12 protein-coding genes are annotated in these 13088 nt (G+C 68.8%); 9 read left to right on the top strand and 3 right to left on the bottom strand.

What is annotated here, in order from left to right; genetic code table 11:
• The first annotated feature begins 46 nt into the window (after window positions 1-46).
• Complete coding sequence (locus DPM12_RS16975; protein ID WP_112259535.1) at window positions 47-958, top strand: sulfite exporter TauE/SafE family protein; 912 nt, start codon at window positions 47-49, stop codon at window positions 956-958.
• 44 nt (window positions 959-1002) lie between these two features.
• Here the strand turns inward: DPM12_RS16975 and aroF are convergent, their stop codons facing one another.
• From aroF to DPM12_RS16960, 3 genes are all read right to left on the bottom strand, one after another.
• Window positions 1003-2055 (bottom strand): 3-deoxy-7-phosphoheptulonate synthase, encoded by a 1053-nt coding sequence (gene aroF / locus DPM12_RS16970; RefSeq protein ID WP_112259534.1) that lies wholly within the window; start codon window positions 2053-2055, stop codon window positions 1003-1005.
• A 180-nt stretch (window positions 2056-2235) separates the two neighbouring features.
• Entirely contained in the window at window positions 2236-3105 is an 870-nt protein-coding gene (locus DPM12_RS16965; protein WP_211659075.1) for a deoxyribonuclease IV, read from the bottom strand.
• A gap of 15 nt (window positions 3106-3120) precedes the next feature.
• Entirely contained in the window at window positions 3121-5316 is a 2196-nt protein-coding gene (locus DPM12_RS16960; RefSeq protein ID WP_112259533.1) for a Stk1 family PASTA domain-containing Ser/Thr kinase, read from the bottom strand.
• Window positions 5317-5491: 175 nt separating this feature from the next.
• Between DPM12_RS16960 and DPM12_RS16955 the strand changes: the two genes are divergently transcribed.
• The 8 genes from DPM12_RS16955 to pheT all read left to right on the top strand — a co-directional run bounded on the left by DPM12_RS16955 (window position 5492) and on the right by pheT (window position 13078).
• Complete coding sequence (locus tag DPM12_RS16955; RefSeq protein ID WP_211659074.1) at window positions 5492-5995, top strand: SseB family protein; 504 nt, start codon at window positions 5492-5494, stop codon at window positions 5993-5995.
• Between the two features lie 334 nt (window positions 5996-6329).
• The gene (gene infC, locus DPM12_RS23960) at window positions 6330-7007 is read left to right on the top strand and encodes a translation initiation factor IF-3 (protein ID WP_342778805.1); all 678 of its coding nucleotides are present in this window, start codon (window positions 6330-6332) and stop codon (window positions 7005-7007) included.
• Window positions 7008-7024: 17 nt separating this feature from the next.
• Window positions 7025-7219, top strand: coding sequence for a 50S ribosomal protein L35 (rpmI, locus tag DPM12_RS16945; protein WP_112259531.1), 195 nt, complete (start codon window positions 7025-7027; stop codon window positions 7217-7219).
• A 93-nt stretch (window positions 7220-7312) separates the two neighbouring features.
• Window positions 7313-7693, top strand: coding sequence for a 50S ribosomal protein L20 (gene rplT, locus DPM12_RS16940; protein ID WP_112259530.1), 381 nt, complete (start codon window positions 7313-7315; stop codon window positions 7691-7693).
• Window positions 7694-7844: 151 nt separating this feature from the next.
• Window positions 7845-8648: a TrmH family RNA methyltransferase gene (locus tag DPM12_RS16935; RefSeq protein ID WP_112259529.1), complete on the top strand. Its 804-nt coding sequence runs from the start codon at window positions 7845-7847 to the stop codon at window positions 8646-8648.
• A 158-nt stretch (window positions 8649-8806) separates the two neighbouring features.
• Window positions 8807-9277, top strand: coding sequence for a PPOX class F420-dependent oxidoreductase (locus tag DPM12_RS16930; protein WP_211659073.1), 471 nt, complete (start codon window positions 8807-8809; stop codon window positions 9275-9277).
• Window positions 9278-9443: 166 nt separating this feature from the next.
• Window positions 9444-10553: a phenylalanine--tRNA ligase subunit alpha gene (pheS, locus tag DPM12_RS16925; RefSeq protein ID WP_112259528.1), complete on the top strand. Its 1110-nt coding sequence runs from the start codon at window positions 9444-9446 to the stop codon at window positions 10551-10553.
• Window positions 10553-13078 (top strand): phenylalanine--tRNA ligase subunit beta, encoded by a 2526-nt coding sequence (gene pheT / locus DPM12_RS16920; RefSeq protein WP_112259527.1) that lies wholly within the window; start codon window positions 10553-10555, stop codon window positions 13076-13078. Before pheS ends, pheT begins: the two co-directional genes overlap by 1 nt.
• Window positions 13079-13088: the final 10 nt, after the last annotated feature.

Below are 13088 nucleotides of genomic sequence, written 5' to 3'. Positions count from 1 at the left end.
AAAATCCTACTGAATCGATAGGAATAGTGGGAAGGTCGCCGCCGAGATGCAGGTGCTCGTCATGCTGGGCCTGATCGGCTTCGGGGCGCAGATGATCGACGGCAGCCTCGGGATGGGTTTCGGCGCGACCTCGGCCACCATGCTGCTGGCCATCGGTACCAGCCCGGCCCTGGCGTCCGCGACGGTGCATCTGACCCAGGTGGGAACGACGCTGGCCTCGGGACTGTCACATTGGCGTTTCGGCAATGTCGACTGGCAGGTGGTGCGCCGGATCGCCGTGCCGGGTGGCATCGGCGCGTTCGCCGGAGCGACGTTCCTGTCGAGCTTGTCCACCACCGCCGCCACCCCGCTCGTGGCGGGTGTGCTGCTGGTGCTCGGTACCTACATCCTGCTGCGGTTCACCACCGCGGGTGTGCCCCAGGGCAAGTTGGGCCAGCCACTGAAGAAACGGGTGCTGGCACCACTGGGCGTGGTGGCCGGGTTCGTCAACGCCACGGCCGGTGGCGGCTGGGGGCCGATCAACACGTCGTCGTTGCTGGCCAGCGGCCGGCTCGAGCCTCGACGCGTCGTCGGATCGGTGGGAACGAGCGAGTTCATGGTCGCCGTCGGCGCGAGCACGGGGTTCGTCTTCGGGCTCGGCCTGGGCGGGATCCAGCTGAGCTGGGTGGCGATGATGCTCGCCGGCGGCATCGTCGCGGCGCCGATCGCCGCGTGGCTGGCGCGACACGTCCCGGCCCGCGTGCTGGGCTCCGCGGTCGGCGGGTTGCTCGTGCTGCTCAACGTCCGCACGCTCGCCTCCGAGCACGCGTTCGCGTTGCCTGAGGGCGCACGTGCCGTGATCTACACCGGGGTGGTCCTGGTGTGGGCCACCGCGCTGCTGTACACGGTGCGGGCCCACCGCCAGCAGTCGCGTTCCGACGTCGCCAATCGTGTTCCCGCCCGTCCCCCTTCCCCATGATCATGAACACTAGGAGGCCTCACAGGCCGGAGAAGTGTTCATGATCATGGGGAAGGGGTGACGCCAGGAGTTTGCCGGTCCACCAGGGGCGCCATTCGCCTGATCGCGGCAGCGAGTTCCCGGATTTCCGGACCGGCGAGCGCCTGCGGGCCGTCGCACAGGGCCGACTCGGGGTCCGGATGGATGTCCACGAGCAGGCCGTCGGCGCCAGCGGCGATCGCGGCGCGGGACAGGGGGAGCACGAGATCGCGCCGTCCGCTGGCATGTGTCGGGTCAACGAGAACCGGAAGGTGCGACAGCCGCTGGACCGTCGGTACCGACGAGATGTCGAGCGTGGCCGGGGTCGCAGACTCGAAAGTACGGATGCCACGTTCACAGAGCACGATATCGAGATTTCCGCGCTGTGCGACGTATTCCGCCGCCATGAGCCACTCCTCGATGGTGGCCTGGATGCCTCGTTTCAGCAGCACCGGCTTGCGCGTCGCGCCGACGGCATTAAGCAAACCGAAGTTCTGCATGTTGCGTGCCCCGATCTGGAGCATGTCGGCGTGCTCGGCCACGAGTGCCACGTCACTGACCTCGGTGACCTCGGTGACGACGGGAAGCCCGGTGGCCGCGCCGGCTTCGGCGAGGATTCGCAACCCGGACTTGCCGAGCCCGTGGAATGCGTACGGTAACGTCTGCGGCCGGAAGGCACCGCCACGCAGCAGGGTGGCGCCGGCCGCCTTGGCCATCTCGGCGGATTCGAGAGTCTGGTCGAGTGACTCCACCGCGCACGGCCCCGCCAGCAGCGTGAAGTGATCGGGACCGATGGGGACACCCGCCCGCGTGGCGTCCCGGCCAACCACGACGGTGCTGCGCTCTGGTCCCTGATCGCGGCTGACCAGCTTGTACGGAGTGGAGATCCGGATCACGTCGGCCACCCCGGCCATGCGGCGCAGATTCAGCGATCGGAACTCGTCGACGTCGCCGAGCAAGCCGATGATCGTACGGTGCAGGCCACGGCTGACGAATGCCTCGCCACCGGCCCGGTGCACGCGCGAGATCACGTCGTCGATCTGCGCCTCGGTTGCGTCGGATGTCATGATGACGACCATGGCCAGACTCCTTCCGCCACACAGACGGTAAGGCAGCAGGTCGGCGAGATGGACTCGGCGTCCGGGTGATAAGACGATTGGTTACGGATCGGTCACTGTCTTTGTCATATCCGGCCGCTGATCGGAAAATTCGGTGCAAAATGCGGTCCGGGTCAGCATCGGGGAGCCATCCTCGCCCGGTCACCGCAGCTTTCGAAGCAGCGCGAGGTCTTCAGCATAGGCAGGCGGGCCGCCCGGCGTTTCCAGGACGACGGGGAGGCCGGCGACGGCCGGGTGGCGCAGCAGTTCGGCGAACGCCGCGCTCCCGATGTGCCCGGCGCCGATACGCTCGTGCCGGTCACGGAACGATCCGCGGACGTCTTTGGAGTCGTTCGCGTGGATAGCGGCGAGCCGGCCGGGACCGGCGACGCTGACCAACGCGTCCAGGGCTGCCGTCATGCCACCGGGCTCGGCCACGTCGTGCCCGGCCGCGAACGCGTGGCACGTGTCGAAGCAGATGCGCGCGCGTGGGTGGTGATCGAGCACGTCGAGGTAGGACGCGAGATCGTCGATGGTCGCGCAGAGTGACTGTCCTTGCCCCGCCGTCGGTTCCAGCAGGAGTGCCGGCCCGTCGTCGTCGATGCCGTCGAGCACCGGCAACAACGCCTCGCGTACCTGCTTCATGGCGGCATCACGGCTGCCCTGGGCGACGCAGGAGCCGGTGTGAACGACGACGCCGGAGGCCCCGACCTCGTGGCCCCGCCGCATGGCGTGAGCGACGCTGGCCTTGGAACGCTCGTAGGTCAGCGGGGTCGGGCTGCCCACGTTGACCAGGTAGGGCGCATGAACCAGCACCGGCATCGATCGTGCCGCGGCGCAAGCCCGGAAGGCGGCGTCGCTCGCCGGGTCACCGGGCGTCGTGGCCCACCCCCGGGGGTTGCCGAGGAACACCTGCACGCTCTCGGCGCCGAGGTCGGCGGCGCGTTCCGGAACGGTGGCCAGTTTCCCGGCCGTGGCCAGGTGGGTGCCGATCAGAGCGGGTTGCCGTGGCGTCGTGTTGATGGTTCGCACTCCCTGAGGGGCGGCTCACCTGACGTGGATGGTGACCGTGGAGCCTTGCGGGGCCATCGTGCCACCGTCCGGCTCTTGACGCTCGACGGTGGGCCGGTATAGCCAGTCGGCGCGTGGAAACACGCGATCGATTTCCACCGCGAACCCGGCTTCGGCGAGCCGGCGTTCCGCATCCTGCGGCGACTCGCCGACGACGTCGGGAACCTTGACCTTGACGATTTCGGGTCCCTTGGAGACGGTCAAGGAGATGGTGTCACCCTCGTGCACCGTGCTCCCGCCCTGGGGCTCTTGGGAGATGACGACCCCGGGCGCGACCTCGTCGTGGAACTCTTCGGAGGATTCGACCTGGAGGCCGGCGTCTTCGAGCGCAGCCGTGGCTTCGTCGAGCGAGCTTCCCGTATGGTCGTCGAGCTCGATCGGTTTCGGTCCGAGGCTCAAGGTCGCCGCGATCTCGGTGTCCGGGCGAACCTCCTCGCCCGGCTCGTAATCTTGCGAGATCACTTGTCCTTCCTCGACCTCGGCATGGTGTTCTTCGGTGAACGAGACAGCGAGGTTGCGATCTTCCAGGGCCTGTTGCGCCTGATCCTTCCGCATACCTGTGATGTCAGGAACCTCGTATCGCTCCGGACCCTGGGAGATGATCAACGTGATGGTGTCGCCACGCAGGATCTCTTCGCCGGGTGCCGGTTCGGTGTCGACCACCAGTCCCGGTTCGACGCTCTCGGAGTACGCTTCCCCGTCAGCCGAGGCGTTCAAGCCAGCTTCCTCGGCTGCGGCGATGGCTTCCTCGGGTTCCAGGTTGATCAGTGCGGGCGTGGAGGTCCACCGTCCCGCACCGAACCACCAGGCAGCGATGGTGACCGCCGCCGTCACGAGCACGACCAGCGCGAAGACGAGCGGTCCGCGCCAGCTCCGGCCCTGGCGTTGGCGCTGGCGGCGCGCGGATCTGCGTGCTTCCGGGCTGTCGGCGTCGGGGGACTCCGAATCGTGGGAGGTGTCCTCCAGCTCGTCGGGAACGGGGCTGATCACCCGGGTACGGTTGGTCTTGGGCGGCATCGGCGCCGCCTGAGCCGATGAACCGGCCTCGTCGGCGAGCGGCTGGTCATGGTAAAAGGCGGTGGCGACGTCGATGGGGCTGAGCGCATCCTCGCCGCGCTGTGCGGGCCCGTGACCGTTCACCGCTGGGTCGGCGTCGGCGTCCGGGCCGTGCCCGGGTAGCTGTTCGACGAGATCGTCGGGAGCCGCGGGAACGCTGCCACTGGCGGCGCCGGCCGCGTCGCTCCCGGGAGGGGGTGGCGGAGGGGGAGGCGTCGACGTCGGCGTGGGGCGGGAGGCGTGCCGGCCGGCCCTGGCCGGTACCGCACCCTTCGTGACGGCGGTGCGCGCGAAACGTACGGCAGCCAGGAACGTCCCGGCGTCGCTGTAGCGGCTGTCCGGGTCGCGGGCCGTTGCGGTCGCCACCAGATCGTCGACGACTGCCGGTACCGGCACGGATTCCGAGGGCGGCGGTACGTCCTCGTCGATGTGCGCCCGGACGACGACGAAGTCGGTGGCGCCGGTATGCGGTGGTGAGCCGGTCAGCAGCTCGTAGAGCATGGTGCCGGCGGCGTACACGTCCGAGCACGGCGTCGCTTGGTGGCCGAGGGCCTGCTCGGGTGAGATGTAGTTGACCGTCCCCAGCAGTAGCCCGCGGGCCGTGGTGTTGGGGCCGCGAGGGGCGCGGGCGACGCCGAAGTCGGTGACCTTGACCCGCCCGTCGTCGCTGATGAGCACGTTCTCGGGTTTGACGTCCCGATGCACGATGTCGGCCTCGTGCGCGGCGCGCAACGCCGAGAGCACGGACTCGAGGATTTCGAGGGCAAAGGCAGGCTGCAAGCGCCCCTGCTCGTTGAGCATGTCGCGCAGGGTGCGGCCCTCGACGTACTCCATGGCGAGGAACACCGCGCCCTCGTCCTCGCCCTGGTCGAAGACGCTCACGACATGGGGGTCGGTCAGCCGTGCGGTGGAACGTGCCTCGCTGATGAACCGGGCGACGAAGTCGTCGTCGGCAGCGAGCTCGGCGTGCATGACCTTGAGCGCCACCGTGCGCTCGAGACGCGTGTCGGTGGCCAGGTATACCGTGGCCATTCCGCCGCGTGCGAGCAGCGAGTCGACGCGGTACCGGCCGTCGATGAGGCGGCCTGCGGGTGCATCGGAGACGGAAATGTCCACAGCTAGGCAGTGTACGGTCGACGGCGCCGTGCCGGTGCAGCCGACACGGACATGATCACAAAAGTGAGTTTACCGGCCTATTGTGCGAATCGGGACGGCGGTCTGTGAAGTTGTATGCAACGAACCGGTTCCGGGGTCTGGCATCTGCGGGCAAAGCGAGCTAAAGTCACGCTCCGTGACTTCGGATTTGAGTAGGACGTTGCCAACGACGGCGTTCGGTGACGATGAGGGCGCGGCTGATCCACTTCTGGAGGCCGCGTTGTCGGCCTACGAGCGGGGCGAAGGTGGGCCCGCCGACGTGCTGTCCGCGCTGTCCAGCGCCCGGCTGCTCGTCCCGGTTGTAGCCGTGTCTCATGCGTCCGACGCCACTATCGTCGAGCGCGGACCATCGGGTGGGGATGAAGAGAAGACGTCACACATGGCGGCGGTGAGCACGATCGGCCGTGACGGCCGGCGTGGGCTGCTGGCCTTCACGTCGCTGGAGTCCATGTACCGGTGGGATCCCGATGCCCGGCCGGTGCCGGTCACCACCCGGGCGGCAGCGGAGGCTGCCGTGGCCGATGGTGCTGATGCGCTGGTCATCGATCTCGCCGGACCGGTGCTGTTCTCGGTGGATGCCGAGGGCCTGCGTACTCTGGCGTCGGGGTGGCGGCCCGTGGTCGCCTGGGGAAGCGACTGAAGCAGCGGGCGCGGCGAGCTCAGCGGCTGTATGGGAACGCCAGTTCACACGTGATAGCCTGGCATACTGACCGGTTCACTCGAGCAGGGCACCACAAGGTCCTGTGAGGGTGGAACGCAAGCGGAGACCCTCCCACCCGCCACGGTCATCATGGTCGTCGGGTTCCAGGTCTAGCATCAAAGCGATGCTTGTGTGGCATGCGGCGCGGCTGCTGATCGCGTCGGGTGCCACGTGCTGGAAGGCCTCCGCTGTGCGCAGTGGGGGCCGTTTTTGTGGCAATCACAGCGTAAATGGCAGTCGATCTTATACAACCCCTAGGCATCAGGAGGATGGCATCAGCGTCGAGCCCCGTATCAATGACCGGATCCGGGTACCGGAAGTCCGGCTCGTCGGCCCCAACGGTGAGCAGGTCGGCATCGTCCGTATCGAGGACGCTCTGCGTCTGGCAGCGGAGGCTGAGCTCGATCTGGTAGAGGTGGCGCCGACGGCCCGGCCTCCCGTGGCCAGGCTCATGGATTACGGCAAGCACAAGTACGAGTCCGCGATGAAGGCGCGCGAGGCTCGGAAGAATCAGTCGCATGTCCTGATCAAGGAACAGAAGCTCCGTCCCAAGATCGACAACCATGACTACGAGACCAAGAAGCGCAACGTGGAGCGCTTCCTGGCCGACGGGGACAAGGTCAAGGTCACGATCATGTTCCGGGGCCGCGAGCAGTCCCGGCCGGAGCTTGGTTTCCGGCTGCTGCAGCGGCTGGCGGAAGACGTCGACGAGCTGGGTTTCGTCGAGTCTGCACCGAAACAAGATGGCCGGAACATGGTCATGGTGTTGGGGCCGCACAAGAAGAAGTCGGATGCCAAGGCCGAGCGGCAAGCCGCCAAGGCGGAGCGGCAGGCAAAGCGCGAAGCCGACGCCGAGGCAGAGAAGGCGGAACGGGCCGCGAACCGAGCCGCCGCGGAGAAGGAGCGCGCCGAGAAGCCCGCACGCGGGCAGGCCGCCGAGAACGAGGAGTAGAGGAGAGTACGGCAATCATGCCGAAGAACAAGACGCATAGCGGTGCGAGCAAGCGGTTCCGTGTCACGGGCACCGGCAAGGTCTTGCGCCAGCGTGCCAACCGGCGCCACTACCTCGAACACAAGAGCAGCACTCTCACTCGCCGGCTCGACGGCACGGTCGAGGTGTCGAAGAACGACCGCAAGCGAGCAAGGAAGATGCTCGGCAAGTGAGCTCGGTGGCGGCCGATCGTTGCGGGCCGCATCCCGATGAGAATGACAGACGACGCCTGGCCGCCAGCCGGCCGGACTTGACAAGGAGTTTCAGTGGCACGCGTGAAGCGGGCGGTCAACGCCCAGAAGAAACGTCGGGAGGTTCTCGACCAGGCCAAGGGATATCGCGGACAACGTTCGCGGGTCTACCGGAGGGCCAAGGAACAGGTCACGCACTCGCTGGTCTACGCCTACCGCGATCGCAAGCAGCGCAAAGGTGATTTCCGCCAGCTCTGGATCACCCGGATCAATGCTGCTGCGCGGGCCGAGGGCCTGACGTACAACCGCTTCATCCAAGGGCTGCGGCTGGCAGAGGTCGAGGTGGACCGCAAGATTCTCGCCGATCTTGCCGTGAACGACCCCGCCGCATTCAAGTCGTTGATCGAGACCGCTCGGGCGGCGCTTCCGGAGGACCGCAACGCCCCGGCAGCGTGACACTCCGGGGTTCATCCGCCCCGTCAGAATGATCATGTTTGGTACGTTTTCTCGGGCCGTAACACGTCTACAGACCTGTTGCGGCCCGAGAAGACGTGTCATCGTTGCGGCCACCCATGATCATGGCCATCGGGCGGGGTGATCGTCGGTCGTGGAGTTGACGGAGCGTTCCGGGCGAATCCGTCAGGCTCGCAAGTTGACCCGCCGGGCCGGGCGCGAGAAGGCGGGGCTCTTCCTCGCCGAAGGAGCCCAGGCCGTTCGGGAGGCGGTAGCTACCGGAGCGGACCGGATACGGGACGTGATCGTCACCGCCGACGCCCGTGACCACCACGCCGACATCGTCGACGACGCGGTGCGCTCCGGGATCGAGGTGCACGTGGCCGACACGGCCGCGCTCGCATCCCTCTCCGAGACCGTCACGCCGCAGGAAATCGTGGCCGTGTGCCGCCGCGTCGTCGTGCCCCTCGACGACCTTCCAGCCGGAGCGCTGATCGCGGTTCTGGCCGACAGCCGTGACCCCGGAAACGTGGGCACGGTCATCCGCTGCGCCGACGCCGCCGGAGCCGACGCCGTGGTGCTCACCCACGGGTCCGCCGATCCCGAAGGCGGCAAGGCCGTGCGCGCCTCTGCGGGCAGCCTCTTCCACCTGCCGGTGGTAACGGGATCCCCGCTGGATGCCGTGATCGACCGCCTTCGCGGCCTGGGCATGACCGTTCTGGCCGCCGACGGCTCCGGCGAGCGCGATCTCGACGACGCTGCGGCCGCCGGCATGCTGGCCAGGAACGCCGCCTGGGTGTTCGGCAACGAGGCGTGGGGGCTGCCCGACGACGCCAGATCCCGCGCCGACCACGTGGTGCGGGTTCCGATCTACGGACGGGCCGAGAGCTTGAACCTCGCGACCGCGGCCGCCGTCTGCCTCTACGCATCCGCTCGCGCCCAGCGCCGGGCTCGATGAACCGCCGGACCTGCCCGCATTCATCCGACGACCTGGCGATCTTCCCGTGCCTTCGGGACGAAGCAGCGGCCGGCGATGTGATAGCTGAGACGTACCACGCGCCGTCGGGGTGCCGACGCCGCGAGGTGCGATCGGCAGCGTGTCTCTAGGATGGACGCGTGAAGATCGCCACGAACACCGATGTCGACCTCGACGGTCTCCTGGAATTCGTCCGGCCGCGTCACCACGCGGTGCTGATGACGTTCCGTGCGGACGGGTGGCCACAGGCATCGCCGGTCACGTGCGGCGTCGACGACGATGGCCGAATCGTGGTCTCCACCTATCCGGATCGGGCCAAGGCCGGCAACGTCCGGAAAACGCCGCGGGCCAGCGTTGTCGTCCTGTCCGACGAGTTCGGTGATGCCTGGGTGCAGCTCGATGGCCAGGCGGAGGTCCTCGACATGCCGGACGCGCTCGAGCCGTTGGTAGAGTATTACCGCAACATCGCTGGTGAGCATCCGGATTGGGACGAGTACCGGGAGGCGATGCGCCGGCAGGGCAAGTCGCTGATCCGCGTCACCCCGCAGCGCTGGGGCCCGATCGCCACGGGAGGGTTCCCGCCCCGGTTGGTCGATGGCGACGCGTCCTGATCCGCTCGCCCGACGGCCGCATCCAGCTCGGCCCGGCACGACGTCCACGCGCCAACGACGACGTGAACCGTGGCGCCGGGAATCTCCCGGGCGAACGACAGACGCGGAGTCGTAGAATCGCGGGGTTGTCACCCAGCACCGAAAACACACCCAGGTAGCGAGGAATATGTCCGCGCCGAACAGGCAGTATGATCCGGTCGCTGTCGAGCCGCTGCATCCGGACGAGGTCGCTCGTATGCGCGACGAAGCGCTCGCCGCGATCGCGGCGGCCCGGGACCTGGACGAGCTCAAGCAGGTCAAGGTCGCGCATACCGGTGATCGCTCGCCCTTGGCCCTGGCCAATCGCGAGATCGGAGCGCTGCCGCCGCAGGCCAGGAAGGAGGCCGGGCAGCGCGTCGGTGGCGCGCGTAAGGAGGTCGCCCGGGCCCTGGAGGCCCGCCAGCAGGAGCTGGAGGCCGAACGCGACGAGCGGGTTCTCGTCGAGGAAGCGGTCGACGTCACGCTGCCGTGGGACCGCGCCCCGAAGGGTGCACGGCATCCGCTGACCACCATCCAGGAGCGCATCGGCGACGTGTTCGTCGCGATGGGCTGGGAGATCGCCGAGGGCCCGGAGGCCGAGGCGGAGTGGTTGAACTTCGACGCGCTCAACATCGGGCCGGACCACCCGGCGCGCACCATGCAGGACACGTTCTTCGTCGAGTCCGAGGAGTCGGGGCTGGTGCTGCGCACGCACACGTCGCCGGTGCAGGCGCGCACCATGCTCAGCCGCCGCCCGCCCATCTACGTCATCTGTCCCGGCCGTACTTTCCGCACCGACGAGCTTGACGCCACGCACACCCCGGTGTTCAGCCAGGTGGAGGGGCTCGCCGTGGACGAGGGCCTGACGATGGCCCACCTGAAAGGCACGCTCGATCATTTCGCGTCGTCGATGTTCGGGGACGGCATCTCCACCCGCCTGCGCCCGTCGTATTTCCCGTTCACCGAGCCCAGCGCCGAGATGGACCTGCAATGTTTCGTGTGCCGTGGGGCGTCGGTGGGTGATCCGGAGCGGCCGTGCCGCACGTGTGGCTCGGAAGGCTGGATCGAGTGGGGCGGTTGCGGCATGGTGAATCCTCGCGTGCTGGTGGCGTGTGGCGTCGATCCCGAGCGCTACACCGGTTTCGCGTTCGGGATGGGCCTGGAACGCACCCTGATGTTCCGGCACGGTATCGAGGACATGCACGACATGGTCGAAGGTGACGTCCGTTTCACCACGGCATTCGGGATGGAGATCTGATGCGTACCCCCCTGTCCTGGCTGCGGGAATACGTGGACCTGCCGGCGGGGGTCGACGCCCGCGACGTCGCGGCGCGGCTGATCCGCGCCGGGCTGGAGGTCGAGACCGTCGACGAGGCGGGCGCTGACGTCACGGGCCCGCTGGTCGTGGGCCGAGTGGCCGAGTTCGTCGAGGAGACCCACAAGAACGGCAAGACCATCCGCTGGTGTTCGGTCGACGTCGGCCCCGAGCACAACGAGGATCGGCCGAGCATTCATGACGAGTCCGTGCGGACGCGGACCCGGGGCATCGTGTGCGGCGCGCGCAATTTCGGCGTCGGTGACCTCGTCGTGGTCGCGCTGCCCGGGGCCGTGCTGCCCGGTGGATTCGCGATCTCCGCACGCAAGACGTACGGCCACGTGTCGGATGGCATGATCTGCTCGGTGCGCGAGCTCGGCATCGGCGACGACCACACGGGCATCCTCGTCCTCGGCCCCGACGAGGGTGTGCCCGGCGACGACGCGGTGCCGCTGCTGCACCTGCGCGACGACGTGCTGGACATAGCCGTGACACCGGACCGTGGATACTGCCTGTCGGTCCGCGGCGTCGCCCGGGAGGTCGCCATCGCCTACGGCGTTCCGTTCCGCGATCCCGCGGACGTGGCGTTGCCGCCTGCCGACGCACCCACCAGCTATCCGGTGCGCGTCGAGGACACCGAACGGTGCCCGGTCTTCGTCGCACGCCGGGTTTCCGGTTTCGATCCGGCCGCGCCCAGCCCGCGCTGGCTGCGGCGGCGCGTGCAGCTCGCCGGGATGCGGCCGATCTCGCTGGCGGTCGATGTCACCAATTACGTCATGCTCGAATTCGGTCAGCCCATTCACGGGTACGACGGCGACCTGCTGCGCGGGCCGATCGGGGTGCGCCGCGCCGAGGTGGGGGAGAAGCTCACCACGCTCGACGACGTCGTGCGCACCCTCGACGAGGACGACCTGCTGATCACCGACGAGTCCGGGCCGATCGGCCTGGCCGGTGTCATGGGCGGCGGAACCACGGAGATCGGTCCCACCACCACGTCGATCGTCATCGAGGCGGCACACTTCGAGGCGACCGGCGTGGCCCGCACGGCCCGGCGGCACAAGTTGCCCAGCGAGGCGTCCCGGCGTTTCGAGCGCGGTGTCGATCCGGCGTTGCCAGCGGCGGCCGCCAGCCGGGTGGCGCAGCTGCTCTCCGAGCTGGGCGGGGCCACCGTCGAGCCGGGCATCACCATCGCGGGATCGGTACCGGTTCCGGCGGCCGTGGAGATCGACACTGACCTGCCGGGCCGTGTCGTCGGGGTCGACTATCCCGCCGACGAGGTCAGCCGCCTGCTCGCAGCTGTCGGGGCGGAGGTGACCACCCCCGATCCGTACCGGTTCCGCGTCGTTCCCCCCACCTGGCGGCCGGACCTGACGGATCCCTACGACCTGATCGAGGAGGTCGCCCGGCTGTACGGCTACGACGCCGTGCCGTCGACGCTCCCGGTGGCCCCACCCGGGCGCGGGGTGAGCGCCCGGCAGCGGCTGCGCCGCCGGGTGGAACGGGCGGTCGCCGCGGCCGGATTCGTCGAGGCGCCGTCATACCCGTTCGTCGGTGAGGCGGAGTTCGACGCGCTGGGCCTGGCTCCCGACGATCCGCGACGCCGGGCGTTGCGGCTGGCCAATCCGATCTCTGACGAGCAGCCGCTGCTGCGCACCACGCTCGTTCCTGGCCTGCTGGCGACGCTGCGGCGGAACGTGGGCCGCGGCGCCACCGATCTCACCGTGTACGAGTCGGGACTCGTGTTCCGGCCGGGTCCCGACGATGCGCCGGTGGCGCCCCGGTTGCCGGTGGATCGCCGCCCCACCGACGAGGAGCTCGCCGTGCTGGAGTCTGCGGTGCCGGAGCAGCCTCGCCACATCGCGGTCGCGCTGTGCGGGCGCTGGGAATCAGCCGGCTGGTGGGGCCCGGGCCGCGCGGTGTCCTGGGCCGACGCGGTCGAGGCGGCACGCGTGGTCGGGGAGGCAGCCGGTGTCCGGTTGCGGATCGAGCAGGCAGAGCAGCCGCCGTGGCATCCGGGACGCTGCGCCGCTGTCTACGCCGAGGCGACGCTGCTGGGATACGCGGGTGAACTGCACCCGCGCGTGGTCAAGGCGCTGGGGCTGCCCGAGCGCACGGCCGTCATGGAGCTGAACGTGGACGCGTTGCCGGTCTCCGACGAGCCCGTGCCGGCGCCCGACGTATCGACGTTCCCGGTGGCCACGCAGGACGTGGCGCTCGTCGTCGACGAGTCGGTGCCCGCGGCGGAGGTGGAGAGCGCGCTGCGTGCCGGTGCGGGGGAGCTGCTGGAATCGGTGCGCCTGTTCGACGTCTACAGCGGCGAGCAGATCGGGGAGGGGCGCAAGTCGCTGGCCTACGCCCTGCGTTTCCGGGCGCCGGATCGCACCCTGACCGTCGACGACACGTCGGCGGCGCGGGACGCGGCGGTTGCCGCTGCGGCCGAACGGACCGGGGCCGTGCTGCGCGGCTGATGCGCGTTCG

Origin of the sequence: Phytoactinopolyspora halophila, from assembly GCF_003287285.1 — a bacterium.
Taxonomy (GTDB): Bacteria; Actinomycetota; Actinomycetes; order Jiangellales; family Jiangellaceae; genus Phytoactinopolyspora_A; species Phytoactinopolyspora_A halophila.
This window is presented reverse-complemented; position numbering and strand designations above follow the sequence as displayed.